Origin of the sequence: Streptococcus sp. CF4-3, from assembly GCF_024295385.1 — a bacterium.
In the GTDB taxonomy this organism is placed as follows: Bacteria; Bacillota; Bacilli; order Lactobacillales; family Streptococcaceae; genus Streptococcus; species Streptococcus infantis_I.
Map to the genome: position 1 here is coordinate 1 of NZ_JANCPN010000011.1, position 20,849 is coordinate 20,849.

At 38.2% G+C, this 20,849-nt stretch carries 21 protein-coding genes and 2 pseudogenes; 21 read left to right on the forward strand and 2 right to left on the reverse strand.

Annotation, left to right across the window (positions count from 1 at the left end; genetic code table 11):
- The first annotated feature begins 325 nt into the window (after positions 1-325).
- The 7 genes and pseudogenes from NML75_RS08365 (at position 326) to erm(B) (ending at position 5,046) form a co-directional block, all read left to right on the forward strand.
- Complete coding sequence (locus NML75_RS08365) at positions 326-640, forward strand: YdcP family protein (protein ID WP_000420682.1); 315 nt, start codon at positions 326-328, stop codon at positions 638-640.
- Positions 641-655: 15 nt separating this feature from the next.
- Positions 656-1,042, forward strand: coding sequence for a YdcP family protein (locus NML75_RS08370; RefSeq protein ID WP_000985015.1), 387 nt, complete (start codon positions 656-658; stop codon positions 1,040-1,042).
- 28 nt (positions 1,043-1,070) lie between these two features.
- A complete protein-coding gene (locus NML75_RS08375) occupies positions 1,071-2,456 on the forward strand; it encodes an FtsK/SpoIIIE domain-containing protein (RefSeq protein ID WP_000813488.1) in 1,386 nt (461 codons plus the stop codon).
- A 177-nt stretch (positions 2,457-2,633) separates the two neighbouring features.
- Positions 2,634-3,836, forward strand: a pseudogene (gene mobT / locus NML75_RS08385) (MobT family relaxase); the annotation flags it as partial.
- Positions 3,819-4,052, forward strand: coding sequence for a peptide-binding protein (locus NML75_RS08390; protein WP_148842514.1), 234 nt, complete (start codon positions 3,819-3,821; stop codon positions 4,050-4,052). The pseudogene mobT and the gene NML75_RS08390, both read left to right, overlap by 18 nt.
- A 48-nt stretch (positions 4,053-4,100) precedes the next feature.
- Positions 4,101-4,184, forward strand: coding sequence for a 23S rRNA methyltransferase attenuation leader peptide (locus tag NML75_RS08395; protein WP_001814874.1), 84 nt, complete (start codon positions 4,101-4,103; stop codon positions 4,182-4,184).
- Positions 4,185-4,308: 124 nt separating this feature from the next.
- Entirely contained in the window at positions 4,309-5,046 is a 738-nt protein-coding gene (gene erm(B), locus NML75_RS08400) for a 23S rRNA (adenine(2058)-N(6))-methyltransferase Erm(B) (RefSeq protein WP_254804370.1), read from the forward strand.
- A gap of 256 nt (positions 5,047-5,302) precedes the next feature.
- Here the strand turns inward: erm(B) and NML75_RS08405 are convergent, their stop codons facing one another.
- On the reverse strand, positions 5,303-6,550 hold the full coding sequence (locus tag NML75_RS08405) for an ISL3 family transposase (RefSeq protein WP_000019067.1): 1,248 nt from the start codon (positions 6,548-6,550) through the stop codon (positions 5,303-5,305).
- A gap of 179 nt (positions 6,551-6,729) precedes the next feature.
- Here NML75_RS08405 and NML75_RS08410 point away from each other — a divergent pair, with 179 nt between their 5' ends.
- From NML75_RS08410 to NML75_RS08455, 10 genes and pseudogenes are all read left to right on the forward strand, one after another.
- Positions 6,730-6,951: a hypothetical protein gene (locus NML75_RS08410; RefSeq protein WP_001009056.1), complete on the forward strand. Its 222-nt coding sequence runs from the start codon at positions 6,730-6,732 to the stop codon at positions 6,949-6,951.
- A gap of 116 nt (positions 6,952-7,067) precedes the next feature.
- Complete coding sequence (locus NML75_RS08415) at positions 7,068-7,565, forward strand: antirestriction protein ArdA (RefSeq protein WP_000342539.1); 498 nt, start codon at positions 7,068-7,070, stop codon at positions 7,563-7,565.
- Between the two features lie 88 nt (positions 7,566-7,653).
- Complete coding sequence (locus tag NML75_RS08420) at positions 7,654-8,046, forward strand: conjugal transfer protein (RefSeq protein ID WP_000723888.1); 393 nt, start codon at positions 7,654-7,656, stop codon at positions 8,044-8,046.
- On the forward strand, positions 8,030-10,477 hold the full coding sequence (locus NML75_RS08425) for an ATP-binding protein (protein WP_000331160.1): 2,448 nt from the start codon (positions 8,030-8,032) through the stop codon (positions 10,475-10,477). Before NML75_RS08420 ends, NML75_RS08425 begins: the two co-directional genes overlap by 17 nt.
- A 2-nt stretch (positions 10,478-10,479) precedes the next feature.
- A complete protein-coding gene (locus NML75_RS08430; protein WP_000804748.1) occupies positions 10,480-12,657 on the forward strand; it encodes a CD3337/EF1877 family mobilome membrane protein in 2,178 nt (725 codons plus the stop codon).
- On the forward strand, positions 12,654-13,655 hold the full coding sequence (locus NML75_RS08435) for a bifunctional lytic transglycosylase/C40 family peptidase (protein WP_000769868.1): 1,002 nt from the start codon (positions 12,654-12,656) through the stop codon (positions 13,653-13,655). Before NML75_RS08430 ends, NML75_RS08435 begins: the two co-directional genes overlap by 4 nt.
- The gene (locus NML75_RS08440; RefSeq protein WP_001224318.1) at positions 13,652-14,584 is read left to right on the forward strand and encodes a conjugal transfer protein; all 933 of its coding nucleotides are present in this window, start codon (positions 13,652-13,654) and stop codon (positions 14,582-14,584) included. Before NML75_RS08435 ends, NML75_RS08440 begins: the two co-directional genes overlap by 4 nt.
- A 313-nt stretch (positions 14,585-14,897) precedes the next feature.
- Positions 14,898-14,945 (forward strand): annotated as a pseudogene (locus NML75_RS08850) (hypothetical protein); the annotation flags it as partial.
- Positions 14,946-14,960: 15 nt separating this feature from the next.
- Positions 14,961-16,880, forward strand: coding sequence for a tetracycline resistance ribosomal protection protein Tet(M) (gene tet(M) / locus NML75_RS08450; protein ID WP_000691736.1), 1,920 nt, complete (start codon positions 14,961-14,963; stop codon positions 16,878-16,880).
- 100 nt (positions 16,881-16,980) lie between these two features.
- Positions 16,981-17,166 carry a cysteine-rich KTR domain-containing protein gene (locus NML75_RS08455; protein ID WP_011058338.1) on the forward strand — a complete coding sequence of 62 codons (186 nt, stop codon included), beginning with the start codon at positions 16,981-16,983 and terminating at the stop codon, positions 17,164-17,166.
- Positions 17,167-17,225: 59 nt separating this feature from the next.
- Here the strand turns inward: NML75_RS08455 and NML75_RS08460 are convergent, their stop codons facing one another.
- Positions 17,226-17,579, reverse strand: a complete 354-nt coding sequence (locus tag NML75_RS08460) for a helix-turn-helix transcriptional regulator (RefSeq protein ID WP_001227347.1) — start codon at positions 17,577-17,579, stop codon at positions 17,226-17,228.
- Positions 17,580-18,083: 504 nt separating this feature from the next.
- Between NML75_RS08460 and NML75_RS08465 the strand changes: the two genes are divergently transcribed.
- The 4 genes from NML75_RS08465 (at position 18,084) to NML75_RS08485 (ending at position 20,696) form a co-directional block, all read left to right on the forward strand.
- Positions 18,084-18,506, forward strand: a complete 423-nt coding sequence (locus NML75_RS08465; protein WP_000804885.1) for a sigma-70 family RNA polymerase sigma factor — start codon at positions 18,084-18,086, stop codon at positions 18,504-18,506.
- Complete coding sequence (locus NML75_RS08470; RefSeq protein WP_000857133.1) at positions 18,503-18,733, forward strand: helix-turn-helix domain-containing protein; 231 nt, start codon at positions 18,503-18,505, stop codon at positions 18,731-18,733. The genes NML75_RS08465 and NML75_RS08470 overlap by 4 nt, the downstream gene beginning before the upstream one ends.
- Positions 18,734-19,193: 460 nt before the next feature.
- Positions 19,194-19,397 (forward strand): excisionase, encoded by a 204-nt coding sequence (locus NML75_RS08480; protein ID WP_000814511.1) that lies wholly within the window; start codon positions 19,194-19,196, stop codon positions 19,395-19,397.
- An 81-nt stretch (positions 19,398-19,478) separates the two neighbouring features.
- On the forward strand, positions 19,479-20,696 hold the full coding sequence (locus NML75_RS08485) for a tyrosine-type recombinase/integrase (protein ID WP_050206951.1): 1,218 nt from the start codon (positions 19,479-19,481) through the stop codon (positions 20,694-20,696).
- Positions 20,697-20,849 lie beyond the last annotated feature (153 nt).

The following is a 20,849-nucleotide window of genomic DNA, read 5'->3' on the forward strand; positions in this document are numbered from 1 at the left end:
AAAAATCTAGTTATCCGCATAAAAACTGGACTTATCACACTTTATCAAGGTCAAAACCACTCAATTTACTACTAATTTACTACTTATGAATGAGCTTTGATACGACGATTTATCCTTGAAAAGTGAAGATATAAAGATACTTCCAATAAAATTTGAATATTTAATAGGTAGACACTTCAAAAAATGAGGTGTCTATTTTTTTACCCGATTTTGAAAGGAAGTGAACTTATGAAAACAAAAAATCAAGAATCAAAAGGTCGTTCCCCACTCTTTAAGACCATCAAACATTCATTCAGCCAATAAAAAAGAAAGGATAGGTAAAAATATGGAACTTAAATTTGTGATTCCCAACATGGAAAAAACATTCGGCAATTTAGAATTTGCTGGCGAGGATAAAGTCGTTCAGCGAAGAATCAACGGACGGCTAACTGTCTTATCAAGAAGCTATAATCTCTATTCTGATGTTCAAAGAGCAGATGATATTGTGGTGGTGCTTCCTGCTGAAGCTGGCGAAAAACATTTCGGCTTTGAGGAACGTGTGAAGTTAGTCAATCCACGTATTACCGCAGAGGGCTACAAAATCGGCACTCGTGGTTTTACAAATTACCTTTTACATGCTGACGACATGATAAAAGAATAAAGAAAGAGAGGAAAAATGATGAGATTAGCAAATGGCATTGTATTAGATAAAGACACGACTTTTGGAGAATTGAAATTCTCTGCTCTACGTCGTGAAGTGAGAATCCAAAATGAAGACGGGTCGGTTTCAGATGAAATCAAGGAACGTACCTATGACTTAAAATCCAAAGGACAAGGACGCATGATTCAAGTAAGTATTCCTGCCAGCGTGCCTTTGAAAGAGTTTGATTATAACGCACGGGTGGAACTTATCAATCCCATTGCGGACACCGTTGCTACTGCCACCTATCAAGGAGCAGATGTTGACTGGTATATCAAGGCAGACGATATTGTGCTGACAAAGGATTCTAGTTCATTCAAAGCTCAACCACAAGCAAAGAAAGAACCGACACAAGACAAATAGTCGCTAGGTAGAAAGGAGACTTTTTCGCATGAAACAGCGTGGTAAAAGGATTCGCCCATCTGGTAAAGATTTAGTCTTTCATTTTACGATAGCGTCACTCCTGCCTGTTTTCCTGCTGGTTGTCGGACTGTTTCATGTGAAGACAATCCAGCAGATCAACTGGCAGGATTTTAACCTATCACAAGCAGATAAGATTGACATTCCCTATTTAATTATCAGTTTCAGTGTCGCAATTCTTATCTGCTTGCTGGTAGCGTTTGTATTCAAACGGGTTCGCTATGATACGGTTAAACAACTTTACCACCGTCAAAAACTGGCAAAGATGATACTTGAAAACAAGTGGTATGAATCTGAACAGGTCAAAACAGAGGGTTTCTTTAAAGATAGTGCTGGTCGTACAAAGGAAAAGATAACCTACTTCCCTAAAATGTATTATCGACTTAAAAATGGCTTGATACAGATACGGGTGGAAATCACGCTGGGAAAATATCAAGACCAACTCTTACACTTGGAAAAGAAATTAGAGAGTGGCTTGTACTGTGAGCTGACGGATAAAGAGTTAAAGGATTCCTATGTGGAATATACTTTGCTCTATGACACCATAGCCAGTCGTATTTCTATTGATGAAGTAGAAGCTAAAGATGGTAAACTTCGCTTAATGAAAAACGTATGGTGGGAATATGATAAGCTCCCTCATATGTTGATTGCTGGTGGTACAGGTGGCGGTAAAACTTACTTTATACTGACACTGATTGAAGCCTTGCTTCATACAGATTCAAAACTGTATATTCTTGACCCGAAAAATGCTGATCTTGCGGACTTAGGTTCTGTGATGGCAAATGTCTACTATAGAAAAGAAGACTTGCTTTCTTGCATTGAAACATTCTATGAAGAAATGATGAAACGTAGTGAGGAAATGAAGCAGATGAAGAACTATAAGACTGGCAAAAATTATGCTTACTTAGGTCTCCCGGCACACTTCTTAATCTTTGATGAATACGTCGCTTTCATGGAAATGCTGGGAACAAAAGAAAACACCGCAGTTATGAATAAGCTGAAACAGATTGTCATGTTAGGTCGTCAAGCTGGCTTCTTTCTAATACTGGCTTGTCAACGTCCAGACGCAAAATATTTAGGCGACGGAATCCGTGATCAGTTTAATTTCAGAGTGGCTTTAGGTCGTATGTCTGAAATGGGCTATGGCATGATGTTTGGCAGTGACGTACAAAAGGATTTCTTCTTAAAGCGAATCAAAGGTCGTGGCTATGTTGATGTAGGAACAAGTGTCATATCAGAGTTTTATACTCCCCTTGTACCAAAAGGATATGATTTCTTGGAGGAAATTAAAAAGTTATCCAACAGCAGACAGTCCACGCAGGCGACGTGCGAAGCGGAAGTCGCAGGTGTGGACTGATCTTGCTGGCTGGTGTGGCAATAGCCACGCCAGCACTTAACCCCCCGTATCTAACAGGGGGGTACAAATCGACAGGAAACAGTCAAAAAAACATTAGAAAATCCTTTGGTTACAAGGGATTTACAAAATTTCAGCGTATGTCAAATGGGCTTTAAAAGTTGACATACGCCTTTTTGATTGGAGGGATTTTTACTGAATGAACAAACTTGGTTACAGCATTTAAAAGAAAAACGCTTGGCTTATGGACTATCTCAAAACCGTTTAGCTGTTGCGACTGGTATTACAAGGCAGTATCTAAGCGATATTGAAACAGGAAAAGTCAAGCCATCAGAGGATTTACAGCAGTCCCTTTGGGAAGCTCTGGAACGCTTCAATCCCGACGCTCCCCTTGAAATGCTGTTTGATTATGTAAGAATTCGCTTTCCGACAACAGACGTACAGCAGGTGGTCGAAAACATCTTACAACTGAAACTGTCCTATTTTCTTCATGAGGACTATGGTTTCTATTCTTATTCAGAGCATTATGCTTTAGGCGACATATTCGTCCTTTGCTCCCATGAACTGGACAAAGGAGTTCTGGTGGAATTGAAAGGTCGTGGGTGCAGACAATTTGAAAGCTATCTTCTGGCACAACAAAGAAGCTGGTATGAGTTCTTTATGGACGTTTTGGTGGCTGGCGGTGTGATGAAACGCCTTGACCTTGCCATTAACGATAAGACAGGGATTTTAAATATCCCTGTACTCACTGAAAAGTGCCAACAGGAAGAATGTATCTCCGTCTTCCGCAGTTTTAAAAGCTATCGCAGTGGCGAACTGGTACGCAAAGAGGAAAAGGAATGTATGGGAAACACCCTCTATATCGGTTCATTACAAAGTGAAGTTTATTTCTGTATCTATGAAAAGGACTACGAGCAGTACAAGAAAAATGATATTCCCATTGAAGACGCAGAAGTAAAAAACCGTTTTGAGATTCGATTGAAAAATGAGCGTGCCTATTATGCAGTCCGTGATTTACTCGTCTATGACAATCCAGAGCATACCGCCTTTAAAATTATCAATCGGTATATCCGTTTTGTAGATAAAGACGATTCCAAACCTCGTTCTGATTGGAAACTGAATGAAGAATGGGCTTGGTTTATTGGGAACAATCGTGAACGATTAAAACTAACCACAAAACCAGAGCCTTACTCCTTCCAAAGGACGCTGAACTGGCTATCTCATCAAGTTGCCCCGACCTTAAAGGTTGCGATTAAACTTGATGAAATCAACCAGACGCAGGTTGTAAAAGACATTCTCGACCATGCGAAACTGACAGACCGACACAAGCAGATTTTGAAGCAACAGTCAGTAAAAGAACAGGACGTGATAACAACAAAAAAAGGATATCTGTCAACCATACCAGTTGACAGATATCCAAAAAAAGATATAATGGGAGATAAGACGGTTCGTGTTCGTGCTGACTTGCACCATATCATAAAAATCGAAACAGCAAAGAATGGCGGAAACGTAAAAGAAGTTATGGAAATAAGACTTAGAAGCAAACTTAAGAGTGTGTTGATAGTGCATTATCTTAAAATTTTGTATAATAGGAATTGAAGTTAAATTAGATGCTAAAAATTTGTAATTAAGAAGGAGGGATTCGTCATGTTGGTATTCCAAATGCGTAATGTAGATAAAACATCTACTGTTTTGAAACAGACTAAAAACAGTGATTACGCAGATAAATAAATACGTTAGATTAATTCCTACCAGTGACTAATCTTATGACTTTTTAAACAGATAACTAAAATTACAAACAAATCGTTTAACTTCTGTATTTGTTTATAGATGTAATCACTTCAGGAGAGATTACATGAACAAAAATATAAAATATTCTCAAAACTTTTTAACGAGTGAAAAAGTACTCAACCAAATAATAAAACAATTGAATTTAAAAGAAACCGATACCGTTTACGAAATTGGAACAGGTAAAGGGCATTTAACGACGAAACTGGCTAAAATAAGTAAACAGGTAACGTCTATTGAATTAGACAGTCATCTATTCAACTTATCGTCAGAAAAATTAAAACTGAATACTCGTGTCACTTTAATTCACCAAGATATTCTACAGTTTCAATTCCCTAACAAACAGAGGTATAAAATTGTTGGGAATATTCCTTACCATTTAAGCACACAAATTATTAAAAAAGTGGTTTTTGAAAGCCGTGCGTCTGACATCTATCTGATTGTTGAAGAAGGATTCTACAAGCGTACCTTGGATATTCACCGAACACTAGGGTTGCTCTTGCACACTCAAGTCTCGATTCAGCAATTGCTTAAGCTGCCAGCGGAATGCTTTCATCCTAAACCAAAAGTAAACAGTGTCTTAATAAAACTTACCCGCCATACCACAGATGTTCCAGATAAATATTGGAAGCTATATACGTACTTTGTTTCAAAATGGGTCAATCGAGAATATCGTCAACTGTTTACTAAAAATCAGTTTCCTCAAGCAATGAAACACGCCAAAGTAAACAATTTAAGTACCATTACTTATGAGCAAGTATTGTCTATTTTTAATAGTTATCTATTATTTAACGGGAGGAAATAATTCTATGAGTCGCTTTTTTAAATTTGGAAAGTTACACGTTACTAAAGGGAATGGAGATAAATTATTAGATATACTACTGACAGCTTCCAAGAAGCTAAAGAGGTCCCTAGCGCCTACGGGGAATTTGTATCGATAAGGGGTACAAATTCCCACTAAGCGCTCGGGACCCCTTGTAGGAAAATGTCCTAAGTGGGATATCTGTCAACTGGTATGGTTGACTAAAAATACTTCCTACGAAAATGTAGGGGGTATTTTTTTACGAAAAAATACAATCGATTCTTAAAAAGAAAAATTTTTGATTGGCAAAACCATAACAAGTTCGTTTTAGGGTTTTGATTTTGCGATTGATGCCTTCTAAAGGACCATTAGAGTATTCAAATTTAGCGCTATTTAAGACATATTTTCTGTTTTGACGAAGGGTTTGAATAGCAGTATCCATTTCTGTATTGGTTTTTTGGTAGTCTAAGATGGTTGACTCTAGTAATTCACTATTGCGCTCGTTTAGGGCTTTCGTGATATCTTGGTAAGTTTGGTATACTTCAGCGAACTTGGAAAATTTACTAGTAATGAGATCAACAGCATTTTGGCGAGTCATATATTGTTTAACGCCGCGAAGAAAAACTACTTCTTCAGGGTGAAGATCTTCAGCTTTTTTATGGAATAGCTTCCAATGTGACTTCATAATTTTATATTCTTGGCTCTGTTTATCAAGTTGCTTTAGGATAGAGATACGACAATTGTCCAAAGCGCGACCAGCTAATTGTACAAGGTGGAAGCGATCAATAATGATATTGGCATTAGGGAAAAGGCGATAGATAAAACTTTGATATTGAGCATTTAAATCAATTACAACTGATTGAACGCATTCGCGTTCGGCTTTTGAATAACGACTTTCAAAATAATCAACAATGGTAGGTGATAGACGATCCTGTAACTTTGTGACAATTTGGTGGGTTTCAGCGTCACAACAGATAAAGGACATCACAGACTTAATTGAACGAAACTCGTCAAAACATAGATGCTTAGGCAACTTAGCCACACGATAGTGTGGTTCCATGCGCTCTAAGATTGTTCGACGAACACTGCTAGGAGAGCAGTGACACATTTCAGCAATAAGCTGACCAGATAAGCCTTTACGAGCTAAAAGCATGATTTGATTTTTGAGATCACTGGATAAGGTTTGATTTTCTTTGGTTAAATTAGTAATAGCACCAAAAGTAGTATGGCATGATTTACATTTATAGCGTTGTTTACGAAGCTCTAGTTCATATCTTCTCCCATTTAAACTTGCCAGTCGTACATGAGTTTTGCGAAAGCCATCCTTATTAACTGTGGGAAAGCCACAGTTACGACAACGATTAATCGGATAAGAAAGAGTAGCTGTTATTAGCGTTATATACTCTTTAACAGAATCGTTGTTGTGTTCAGCTTCTTCAACAGAAATAATTTTAATATTTTTATCTTTAATTCCAAGAATATTTAGGATAGAATCATTATGGGACATTTGTTTAACCTTCTTTCATGATTTTTGTGGTGAATTGATTGTATAACGAGGGGACAGCAAATGTCCTCTTTTTTGTATAAAAAAATCTGGCATGGAATCTCTATCCATACCAGAAAGTGTATACCCCAAAAAAATAACTCAAATACAAATTCATTGAATATAGAGAGGAGAACATTTTTATGAATTTTGGACAAAACCTTTATAACTGGTTTCTATCAAACGCTCAATCACTGGTGCTTTTAGCAATCGTTGTGATTGGCTTGTATCTTGGCTTCAAGCGTGAGTTTAGCAAACTGATTGGCTTTTTAATTATTGCGATTATTGCGGTTGGCTTAGTCTTCAACGCTGCTGGAGTAAAAGACATTTTACTAGAGCTATTCAATCGCATTATTGGTGCTTAAATAAAACCGTTCTTTTGTGGAATATAAGTGGTTTTCTTATGTTCCGCAAAGGAATGGTACACCAAACGAAGTGCGGTAGGGATTTTTGAATCTCTACAAAGAAAGGACGTGAATATATGGACGATATGCAAGTCTATATTGCGAATTTAGGCAAATACAATGAGGGCGAATTGGTCGGTGCGTGGTTTACCTTTCCCATTGACTTTGAGGAAGTCAAAGAGAAAATCGGCTTGAATGATGAATATGAGGAATACGCCATTCATGACTACGAGTTACCCTTTACGGTTGACGAATACACTTCCATTGGCGAACTCAATCGACTATGGGAAATGGTATCGGAATTACCCGAAGAATTACAATCGGAGCTATCTGCTCTGCTCACTCATTTTTCAAGCATTGAAGAACTAAGCGAACATCAAGAGGATATTATCATTCATTCCGATTGTGATGATATGTATGACGTGGCACGCTACTACATTGAAGAAACGGGTGCTTTAGGCGAAGTACCAGCTAGTCTTCAAAACTATATTGATTATCAAGCCTATGGTCGGGATTTAGACCTTTCAGGAACGTTTATCTCAACCAATCATGGGATTTTTGAAATCGTCTATTAAATCTGTCGGTACATTACTACTGGCAGATTTTCTATTTTACGGGGTGGCTCAATCAGCTACCCCTATTTTTTATGAAAGGATTGATTACATGAAGAAAATACGAAGCTATACCAGTATCTGGTCTGTGGAAAAGGTACTGTATTCTATCAATGATTTTAGACTTCCGTTTCCCATAACCTTTACGCAAATGACATGGTTTGTCGTGTCACTCTTTGCAGTGATGATACTTGGCAACTTGCCCCCTCTTTCCATGATAGAGGGAGCATTTCTCAAATACTTTGGGATTCCTGTGGCTTTCACATGGTTTATGTCTACAAAAACTTTTGATGGTAAAAAGCCTTATGGATTTTTGAAGTCTGTCATTGCTTATGCACTGCGACCAAAGCTGACCTATGCAGGAAAAAAAGTAACGCTTGGCAGAAACCAGCCACAAGAAGCCATTACAGCAGTTAGGAGTGAATTTTATGGCATATCCAATTAAATACATTGAAAACAATCTCGTCTGGAATAAAGACGGGGAATGTTATGCTTACTATGAGCTTGTTCCTTACAATTACTCATTTCTAAGTCCAGAACAGAAAATACAAGTGCATGATTCTTTCAGACAGCTTATCGCACAAAATCGTGATGGCAAAATTCATGCTTTACAAATCAGTACAGAATCCAGCATACGTTCTGCACAAGAGCGTTCCAAAAATGAAGTCACTGGCAAGCTCAAAGCGGTTGCCTATGACAAAATCGACCAACAGACAGACGCTTTAATATCCATGATTGGCGAAAATCAAGTGAACTACCGTTTCTTTATCGGCTTTAAGTTGCTTCTCAACGATCAGGAGTTTTCTATGAAAAGTCTTACCGTTGAAGCAAAAAATGCTTTGTCTGATTTTGTCTATGATGTGAACCATAAGCTGATGGGCGATTTTGTTAGTATGAGTAATGATGAAATCCTGCGTTTTCAGAAGATGGAAAAGCTCTTAGAAAATAAAATCTCTCGTCGTTTCAAAATCCGCAGGTTAGATAAGGACGACTTCGGCTATCTGATTGAACACCTTTACGGACAGACAGGCACTGCCTATGAAGAGTATGAGTACCATCTATCAAAGAAAAAGCTGGATAATGAAACGCTGATTAAATACTATGACTTGATTAAGCCTACTCGCTGTTTGGTGGAAGAAAAACAGCGATATTTGAAAATCCAGCAGGAAGATGAAACCGTCTATGTAGCTTACTTTACCATTAACAGCATTGTCGGAGAACTGGACTTCCCGTCCTCTGAAATCTTCTACTACCAGCAACAGCAATTTACATTCCCGATTGATACGTCAATGAATGTGGAAATTGTAGCGAATCGTAAAGCCCTATCTACTGTCCGCAATAAAAAGAAAGAACTGAAAGACTTGGATAACCACGCTTGGCAAAGTGATAATGAAACCAGCTCCAATGTGGCGGAAGCTCTGGAAAGTGTGAATGAGCTGGAAACCAATTTAGACCAAAGCAAGGAATCTATGTACAAGCTGTCTTATGTGGTAAGGGTATCAGCAAATGATCTTGACGAACTCAAACGTCGTTGTAATGAAGTGAAAGATTTTTATGACGATTTAAGCGTAAAACTGGTACGACCATTTGGGGATATGCTCGGCTTACATGAAGAATTTTTACCTGCCAGCAAGCGTTATATGAATGATTATATTCAATACGTGACCTCTGATTTCCTCGCTGGTTTAGGTTTTGGTGCTACTCAAATGCTGGGGGAAAATGAGGGGATTTATGTTGGCTACAGCTTAGATACTGGACGCAATGTCTATCTGAAACCTGCTCTTGCCAGTCAAGGGGTTAAGGGTTCAGTAACCAATGCGTTAGCGTCGGCTTTTGTTGGTTCGCTGGGTGGTGGTAAATCCTTTGCGAATAACCTTATCGTCTATTATGCGGTGCTTTATGGGGCACAAGCAGTGATTGTAGACCCAAAAGCAGAACGTGGCAGATGGAAAGAAACCTTGCCAGAGATTTCCCATGAAATCAATATCGTCACTCTGACTTCTGATGAGAAAAACAAAGGCTTACTTGACCCTTATGTGATTATGAAAAATCCCAAAGATTCTGAATCACTGGCTATTGATATTCTGACATTCCTTACGGGGATTTCCTCTCGTGATGGGGAACGCTTCCCAATCCTTAGAAAAGCCATTCGTGCAGTAACCAATAGTGAAGTACGAGGGTTGATGAAAGTGATTGAGGAATTACGGGTTGAGAATACGCCACTAAGTACCAGTATAGCCGACCATATCGAAAGTTTTACAGACTATGACTTTGCACATTTATTATTCAGTAATGGTTATGTGGAGCAGTCTATCAGCTTAGAAAAACAACTGAACATTATACAGGTTGCGGACTTGGTACTTCCCGACAAGGAAACTTCCTTTGAGGAATATACCACTATGGAGCTTTTATCCGTTGCTATGCTGATTGTCATTAGTACCTTTGCTTTAGACTTTATCCATACAGACCGAAGCATTTTCAAGATTGTAGATTTAGACGAAGCATGGAGCTTTTTACAGGTAGCACAAGGAAAAACACTATCTATGAAGCTGGTTCGGGCTGGTCGTGCTATGAACGCTGGGGTATATTTCGTGACCCAAAATACAGACGACCTCTTAGATGAAAAACTGAAAAATAACCTCGGCTTAAAATTTGCATTTCGTTCCACTGACCTTAACGAGATTAAAAAGACCTTAGCCTTTTTTGGTGTAGACCCAGAGGACGAAAACAATCAGAAGCGATTGCGTGATTTGGAAAACGGGCAATGCCTTATCAGTGATTTATATGGTCGTGTCGGTGTGATACAGTTCCACCCTGTATTTGAAGAACTGCTCCATGCCTTTGATACCAGACCACCTGTGCGAAAAGAGGTGTAAATGTGAAACCATCAATAGTAAACAGAATAAAATCAAACTGGACGCTGAAACGTCTAGGTAAAGTGGCAATGACAGTGGCTTTCACACTTGTGATTGCCATTTTTCTTTTAGCCATGCTGGGAACGGTGGTTCAAGCTGCGGGCTTGGTAGATGATACGGTCAATGTGGCAAATGAATACAGCCGATACCCACTTGAAAACTATCAACTGGATTTTTATGTGGATAATAGCTGGGGCTGGCTTCCGTGGAACTGGTCGGACGGGATTGGAAAACAGGTCATGTATGGACTATATGCCATTACCAATTTTATTTGGACAATCAGTTTGTATGTTTCCAATGCGACAGGTTACTTAGTACAGGAAGCCTATTCCTTAGACTTCATTTCCGCTACAGCAGATTCCATTGGTAAGAATATGCAGACCTTAGCTGGTGTGAGTGCAAACGGATTTTCAACAGAGGGTTTCTATGTTGGATTCCTCTTACTCTTGATTTTGGTTCTTGGGGTTTATGTTGCCTATACGGGACTGATAAAGAGAGAAACCACAAAGGCAATTCATGCCATTATGAATTTTGTGCTGGTGTTTATCCTATCGGCTTCCTTTATTGCCTACGCTCCCGACTACATTAAAAAAATCAATGACTTTTCATCAGACATCAGTAATGCCAGTTTATCACTTGGCACGAAGATTGTCATGCCCCATTCCGATAGTCAAGGCAAGGACAGCGTGGACTTAATCAGAGATAGCCTGTTTTCCATACAGGTTCAGCAACCGTGGCTACTGCTTCAATACAACAGTTCAGACATTGAAAGTATCGGTATTGACCGTGTGGAAAGCCTGCTCTCCACCAGCCCAGATTCCAACAATGGCGAAGACAGAGAAAAAATTGTTGCGGAAGAAATTGAAGACAGAAGCAATACCAATCTAACCATTACAAAGACCATTAACCGTTTAGGTACAGTCTTCTTCCTATTTGTCTTCAATATTGGGATTTCCATATTTGTATTCCTATTAACAGGAATCATGATTTTCTCGCAGGTACTTTTTATCATCTATGCTATGTTTCTGCCTGTGAGCTTTATTTTAAGCATGATTCCATCATTTGATGGTATGTCAAAACGAGCCATAACAAAGCTCTTTAATACCATTTTGACACGAGCTGGAATCACATTGATTATTACGACAGCATTTAGTATTTCAACCATGCTCTATACCTTATCGGCTGGTTATCCGTTCTTTTTGATTGCTTTTCTACAGATTGTGACCTTTGCAGGAATCTACTTCAAGCTGGGCGATTTAATGAGTATGTTTTCTCTACAGAGTAACGATTCTCAAAGTGTGGGAAGTCGTGTGATGAGAAAACCTCGTATGCTTATGCACGCTCACATGCACCGTCTACAGCGGAAACTTGGACGTTCCATGACTACTCTAGGGGCTGGGTCTGCCATTGTTACAGGTAAAAAAGGACAGTCGGGTTCGGGGAGTTCTGCAAGGACACAAGCAGATCACTCCCGACCAGACGGAAAGGAAAAATCAACACTTGGAAAACGTATCGGTCAAACCATCGGTACAGTAGCTGATACCAAAGACAGAATGGTAGACACTGCTAGTGGTTTGAAAGAACAGGTTAAAGATTTGCCGACCAATGCAAGATATGCAGTATATCAAGGAAAATCCAAAGTAAAAGAGAATGTCCGTGATTTAACCAGTAGTATTTCTCAAACCAAAGCGGACAGAGCCAGTGGACGCAAGGAACAGCAGGAACAAAGGCGAAAAACCATTGCGAAGCGTCGCTCTGAAATGGAACAGGTCAAACAGAAAAAACAGCCTGCTTCTTCTGTTCATGAAAGACCGACTACAAGACAAGAACAATATCATGATGAACAGACCTCAAAACAGTCTAATATTCAGACTTCATATAAGGAATCTCAACAAGCCAAACAAGAGCGTCCAGCAGTTAAGTCCGATTTTTCAAGTCCAAAAGTGGAACGCCAAGGCAATACCGTTCAAGAAAAAACCGTTCAAAAGCCAGCAACTTCAACCACTACAGCAGATAGAACTTCACAACGTCCAATCACAAAAGAACGTCCGTCTACTGTTCAAAGAGTACCACTACAAAATACAAGAAGTAGACCACCAATCAAAACCGCCACCATTAAGAAAGTCGGTAAGAAACCATGAAGTTGAAAACTTTAGTGATTGGTGGTTCTGGATTATTCTTGATGGTCTTCTCACTGCTTCTGTTTGTTGCCATTTTATTTTCAGATGAACAGGACAGCGGAATTTCCAATATTCATTATGGAGGTGTGAATGTTTCCGCAGAAGTGCTGGCTCATAAGCCTATGGTAGAAAAATATGCCAAAGAATATGGCGTTGAAGAATATGTCAACATACTTCTTGCGATTATACAGGTGGAATCGGGCGGTACTGCGGAAGATGTTATGCAGTCCTCGGAATCCCTCGGTCTTCCACCTAATTCATTGAGTACAGAAGAATCCATTAAGCAAGGTGTGAAGTATTTCAGTGAATTATTAGCCAGTAGCGAAAGGCTCAGTGTAGATTTAGAATCGGTTATCCAGTCCTACAATTATGGTGGTGGTTTCTTAGGGTATGTGGCTAATCGTGGAAATAAATATACCTTTGAACTGGCTCAAAGTTTCTCAAAAGAGTATTCAGGTGGCGAAAAAGTGTCTTACCCCAATCCCATAGCCATACCTATCAATGGGGGCTGGCGATACAACTATGGCAATATGTTTTATGTGCAACTGGTAACGCAGTATCTTGTCACAACAGAGTTTGATGATGATACGGTACAAGCCATCATGGACGAAGCACTGAAATATGAGGGCTGGCGATACGTTTACGGTGGAGCTTCCCCGACTACTTCTTTTGATTGTAGCGGACTGACACAATGGACGTATGGAAAAGCTGGAATTAACTTACCACGAACCGCACAACAGCAATATGATGTGACCCAGCATATCCCACTATCGGAAGCACAAGCTGGCGATTTGGTTTTCTTTCATTCTACCTATAACGCTGGCTCTTATATTACTCATGTTGGGATATACCTTGGCAATAACCGTATGTTTCATGCAGGCGACCCAATCGGTTATGCCGACTTAACAAGCCCCTACTGGCAACAGCATTTAGTGGGAGCAGGACGAATCAAACAATGAGAAAGGAAGATTTAATGATGAAATTTAGAAAAAATCAGAATAAAGAAAAACAGATACCAAAGGAAAAGAAACCTCGTGTCTATAAGGTCAATCCTCATAAAAAGGTTGTGATTGCCTTGTGGGTACTTTTAGGGCTTAGTTTCAGCTTTGCGATATTCAAGCACTTTACAGCTATAGATACTCATACTATTCACGAAACAACTATCATAGAAAAGGAATACGTTGATACTCATCATGTAGAAAATTTTGTAGAGAACTTTGCGAAAGTCTACTATTCATGGGAGCAATCCGATAAGTCCATTGATAATCGAATGGAAAGTCTAAAAGGCTATCTGACAGATGAACTTCAAGCTCTCAATGTTGATACAGTACGCAAAGATATTCCTGTATCGTCTTCTGTAAGAGGATTTCAGATATGGACGGTAGAGCCAACTGGCGACAATGAGTTTAATGTAACCTACAGTGTAGACCAGCTCATTACAGAGGGAGAAAATACAAAGACCGTCCACTCTGCTTATATAGTGAGTGTCTATGTAGATGGTTCTGGAAATATGGTACTGGTTAAGAATCCGACCATTACCAACATACCTAAGAAATCAAGTTATAAACCAAAAGCCATTGAAAGTGAGGGGACGGTTGATTCCATTACAACCAATGAAATCAATGAGTTTTTAACGACGTTCTTCAAGCTCTATCCTACAGCGACAGCCAGTGAACTTTCCTACTATGTGAATGACGGGATATTAAAACCAATCGGAAAAGAGTACATCTTTCAAGAACTGGTAAATCCTATTCACAATCGTAAGGATAATCAAGTCACGGTATCGCTGACAGTGGAGTATATCGACCAGCAGACCAAAGCAACGCAGGTATCTCAATTTGATTTGGTACTTGAAAAGAACGGGAGTAATTGGAAGATTATAGAATAACAAATATTGGTACATTATTACAGCTATTTTGTAATCACGTACTCTCTTTGATAAAAAATTGGAGATTCCTTTACAAATATGCTCTTACGTGCTATTATTTAAGTATCTATTTAAAAGGAGTTAATAAATATGCGGCAAGGTATTCTTAAATAAACTGTCAATTTGATAGTGGGAACAAATAATTGGATGTCCTTTTTTAGGAGGGCTTAGTTTTTTGTACCCAGTTTAAGAATACCTTTATCATGTGATTCTAAAGTATCCGGAGAATATCTGTATGCTTTGTATGCCTATGGTTATGCATAAAAATCCCAGTGATAAGAGTATTTATCACTGGGATTTTTATGCCCTTTTGGGCTTTTGAATGGAGGAAAATCACATGAAAATTATTAATATTGGAGTTTTAGCTCATGTTGATGCAGGAAAAACTACCTTAACAGAAAGCTTATTATATAACAGTGGAGCGATTACAGAATTAGGAAGCGTGGACAAAGGTACAACGAGGACGGATAATACGCTTTTAGAACGTCAGAGAGGAATTACAATTCAGACAGGAATAACCTCTTTTCAGTGGGAAAATACGAAGGTGAACATCATAGACACGCCAGGACATATGGATTTCTTAGCAGAAGTATATCGTTCATTATCAGTTTTAGATGGGGCAATTCTACTGATTTCTGCAAAAGATGGCGTACAAGCACAAACTCGTATATTATTTCATGCACTTAGGAAAATGGGGATTCCCACAATCTTTTTTATCAATAAGATTGACCAAAATGGAATTGATTTATCAACGGTTTATCAGGATATTAAAGAGAAACTTTCTGCCGAAATTGTAATCAAACAGAAGGTAGAACTGTATCCTAATATGTGTGTGACGAACTTTACCGAATCTGAACAATGGGATACGGTAATAGAGGGAAACGATGACCTTTTAGAGAAATATATGTCCGGTAAATCATTAGAAGCATTGGAACTCGAACAAGAGGAAAGCATAAGATTTCAGAATTGTTCTCTGTTCCCTCTTTATCATGGAAGTGCAAAAAGTAATATAGGGATTGATAACCTTATAGAAGTTATTACTAATAAATTTTATTCATCAACACATCGAGGTCCGTCTGAACTTTGCGGAAATGTTTTCAAAATTGAATATACAAAAAAAAGACAACGTCTTGCATATATACGCCTTTATAGTGGAGTACTACATTTACGAGATTCGGTTAGAGTATCAGAAAAAGAAAAAATAAAAGTTACAGAAATGTATACTTCAATAAATGGTGAATTATGTAAGATTGATAGAGCTTATTCTGGAGAAATTGTTATTTTGCAAAATGAGTTTTTGAAGTTAAATAGTGTTCTTGGAGATACAAAACTATTGCCACAGAGAAAAAAGATTGAAAATCCGCACCCTCTACTACAAACAACTGTTGAACCGAGTAAACCTGAACAGAGAGAAATGTTGCTTGATGCCCTTTTGGAAATCTCAGATAGTGATCCGCTTCTACGATATTACGTGGATTCTACGACACATGAAATTATACTTTCTTTCTTAGGGAAAGTACAAATGGAAGTGATTAGTGCACTGTTGCAAGAAAAGTATCATGTGGAGATAGAACTAAAAGAGCCTACAGTCATTTATATGGAGAGACCGTTAAAAAATGCAGAATATACCATTCACATCGAAGTGCCGCCAAATCCTTTCTGGGCTTCCATTGGTTTATCTGTATCACCGCTTCCGTTGGGAAGTGGAATGCAGTATGAGAGCTCGGTTTCTCTTGGATACTTAAATCAATCGTTTCAAAATGCAGTTATGGAGGGGATACGCTATGGCTGTGAACAAGGATTGTATGGTTGGAATGTGACGGACTGTAAAATCTGTTTTAAGTATGGCTTATACTATAGCCCTGTTAGTACCCCAGCAGATTTTCGGATGCTTGCTCCTATTGTATTGGAACAAGTCTTAAAAAAAGCTGGAACAGAATTGTTAGAGCCATATCTTAGTTTTAAAATTTATGCGCCACAGGAATATCTTTCACGAGCATACAACGATGCTCCTAAATATTGTGCGAACATCGTAGACACTCAATTGAAAAATAATGAGGTCATTCTTAGTGGAGAAATCCCTGCTCGGTGTATTCAAGAATATCGTAGTGATTTAACTTTCTTTACAAATGGACGTAGTGTTTGTTTAACAGAGTTAAAAGGGTACCATGTTACTACCGGTGAACCTGTTTGCCAGCCCCGTCGTCCAAATAGTCGGATAGATAAAGTACGATATATGTTCAATAAAATAACTTAGTGTATTTTATGTTGTTATATAAATATGGTTTCTTGTTAAATAAGATGAAATATTTTTTAATAAAGATTTGAATTAAAGTGTAAAGGAGGAGATAGTTATTATAAACTACAAGTGGATATTGTGTCCTGTATGTGGAAATAAAACACGATTAAAGATAAGGGAAGATACTGAATTAAAAAAATTCCCCCTCTATTGTCCGAAATGCAGACAAGAAAATTTAATTGAAATAAAGCAGTTCAAAGTAACTGTGATTACAGAGCCAGACGCAAAGACGCAGAGCCGATAAAATGAGATTAATACAATCTCATTTTATCGGCTCTTTCCGTTATGTATGGATTCTTTTAATTAGTCTTCGATGTTTCTTGCTTCGTTGATACCGCTGGCTAAAGATTCCATTAAGGATAGTTCTTTGTCTGTAAAGCTATCCATGTATTTCTCTATCTGTAATCGTCGGGTGCTTTTTACCAAGTTATTAGCAGGTAAGAAAAATTCATCAACGGAAACATGAAGTAACGATACAAGGTCATAAAGAACTTGTATGCTGGGGTGTTGCCCTTTATTTTCAATATTAGTTAAGTACCGTGGGTCAATTTCAATCAATGCTCCCACTTGTTCACGAGTTAAACCTCGTTTCAATCGAGCTTCTTTAATGGCTAAACCAAAGGCTCTAAAATCATATTTATCTTCTTTTTTACGCATAGTAGACCACCTCTATACATTTTATTGTTCCTACTGAATTAAAAACAGGTATAGAAAAACGTGTTATATGGTTTATAGGTTTATATTTAATAAAAAGCACTACTAAACGCCAATAAAAAAAACCGTTATATGGTAGTGCTATTTACGCTGTTAAAATATTGTATATTACTTCCAAATGGCGGTTTGTTGGAGGTCAACGTCGCCATGAAGTACATCATATACAATAAATTTCCTTACATTGGGTTCTTGTCAAAAAAAGTCGTCTATCTGCAATAGATAAGTACGTCCACCAATGTGGTTTTATAAATCATATAGATAGAATAACAGAAGCATGTAAACAGAGAAATAAATCTGTTTATATGCTTTTTTGGCTATTCAGAACTTTTTTACAAAGTTTATTTATCAGTAATGCAACAAATCCCCCTTTCACATTGGGACTAAGAGTGAAAGGAGATAAACGAGCAAGGCTCACTTCCTTTCCTAGACAGAAAGGGGGTGAGAAACATGAAACCATCTTCTTTTCAGACCACAATAGAAAATCAGTTTGACTATATCTGTAAACGTGCTATGGAAGACGAGCGAAAGAATTATATGCTTTATCTTTCAAGGATTGCAAAGCGTGAGGTGTCCTTTTCGGATGTTGGCGATTATCTTGTTAGCCAGTTTGCGACAACAGATAACTATTCAACTGACTTTCAGATTTTTACACTCAATGGGTTATCAGTAGGCGTTGAAAATGATTTGTTGAGTGAAGCATTACGTGAGTTGCCAGACAAGAAACGTGAAATTCTACTGCTGTTTTACTTTATGGACATGAGCGATTCAGAAATTGCAGACCTGTTGAAATTGAACCGTTCTACTGTCTATCGGCATAGAACCAGTGGACTAGCCTTAATTAAAAAGTTTATGGAGGAATTTGAAGAATGAAAACACAATATCCTATGATTCCCTTTCCTCTCATTGTAAAGGCAACAGATGGCGATACCGAAGCGATTAACCAGATTCTACATCATTACAGAGGGTACATAACGAAGCGTTCCCTACGACTTATGAAAGATGAATATGGCAATCAAAGTATGGTCGTTGATGAAGTCTTACGTGGAAGAATGGAAACCAGACTGATTACAAAGATTTTGTCATTTGAAATTAAGTAATATCCTCTCTCCTTTCGTGGAAGCGTGCTAAACCATTCCACGCTTCCCGAACAGGGAGGTTTGTTATTCCACCAAAGCATATTGAGCTTTCAATGTGTTTTGATAGGCTAACGAGCCATTGTTCTTTGAAAACTGAATAAAAGTAATCGAATACGTTTCGATAAGAAAAGAGCCAACGGAACTAACCGCCATGACCTATCTTATAAAGATAGCGAGCGATTCATGTTAGTGATCCGAGAAGCAATCTTTAGCAGGATTGCCTGCAACGACATTCTTATCGTGATAATGATACTCCCATACAGTCAATAGTCCGAGCGTGATAAAACCGTCGCAGGCAATGAGTATGGCTACATGAGAACCATGCAGGGGTGGAACTCCCGTGAGCTTTGCTAAAGCTGTTCGATTGCTGGTAAAACAACTTTTATGAAATCCAAATAAGTGATTTGGAAAGGAGGATTTTATGAAGCAGACTGACATTCCTATTTGGGAACGTTATACCCTAACCATTGAAGAAGCGTCAAAATATTTTCGTATTGGCGAAAACAAGCTACGACGCTTGGCAGAGGAAAATAAAAATGCAAATTGGCTGATTATGAATGGCAATCGTATTCAGATTAAACGAAAACAATTTGAAAAAATTATAGATACATTGGACGCAATCTAGCGTCGCCAAAGGGTCTTGTATATGATAAAATAGTATTAAGTCGTATCAAGGCTCTTTCCATAAAGGAAAGGAGCAAATGCCATGTCAGAAAAAAGACGTGACAATAAAGGTCGAATCTTAAAGACTGGAGAGAGCCAACGAAAAGACGGAAGATACTTATACAAATATATAGATTCATTTGGAGAACCGCAATTTGTTTACTCGTGGAAACTTGTGGCTACAGACCGAGTACCAGCAGGAAAGCGTGATTGTATCTCACTTAGAGAGAAAATCGCAGAGTTACAGAAAGACATTCATGATGGTATTGATGTTGTAGGAAAGAAAATGACACTCTGCCAGCTTTACGCAAAACAGAACGCTCAAAGACCAAAGGTTAGAAAAAATACTGAAACTGGACGCAAATATCTTATGGATATTTTGAAGAAAGACAAGTTAGGTGCAAGAAGTATTGATAGTATTAAACCATCAGACGCTAAAGAATGGGCGATTAGAATGAGTGAAAATGGTTATGCCTATCAAACCATCAATAACTATAAACGTTCTTTAAAGGCTTCATTCTACATTGCGATACAAGATGATTGTGTTCGGAAGAATCCATTTGACTTTCAACTGAATGCAGTTCTTGATGATGATACTGTCCCTAAGACCGTACTAACAGGAGAACAGGAAGAAAAACTGTTAGCCTTTGCGAAAGCTGATAAAACCTACAGCAAAAATTATGATGAAATTCTGATACTCTTAAAAACAGGTCTTCGTATTTCAGAGTTTGGTGGTTTGACACTTCCAGATTTAGATTTTGAGAATCGTCTTGTCAATATAGACCATCAGCTATTGAGAGATACTGAAATTGGGTACTACATTGAAACACCAAAGACCAAAAGTGGTGAACGTCAAGTTCCTATGGTTGAAGAAGCCTATCAAGCATTTAAGCGAGTGTTAGCGAATCGAAAGAATGATAAGCGTGTTGAGATTGATGGATATAGTGATTTCCTCTTTCTTAATAGAAAGAACTATCCAAAAGTGGCGAGTGACTATAATGGTATGATGAAAGGTCTTGTTAAGAAATACAACAAGTATAATGATGATAAGTTACCACACATCACTCCACATAGTTTGCGACATACATTCTGTACCAACTATGCAAATGCAGGAATGAATCCAAAGGCATTACAATACATTATGGGGCATGCAAATATAGCCATGACGCTGAACTATTACGCACACGCAACATTTGATTCCGCAATGTCAGAGATGAAACGCTTGAATAAAGAGAAGCAACAGGAGCGTCTTGTTGCTTAGTAGTACAAATGAATTTACTACTTATTTACCACTTCTGACAGCTAAGACATGAGGAAATATGCAAAGAAACGTGAAGTATCTTCCTACAGTAAAAATACTCGAAAGCACATAGAATAAGGCTTTACGAGCATTTAAGAAAATATAAAAAGATAA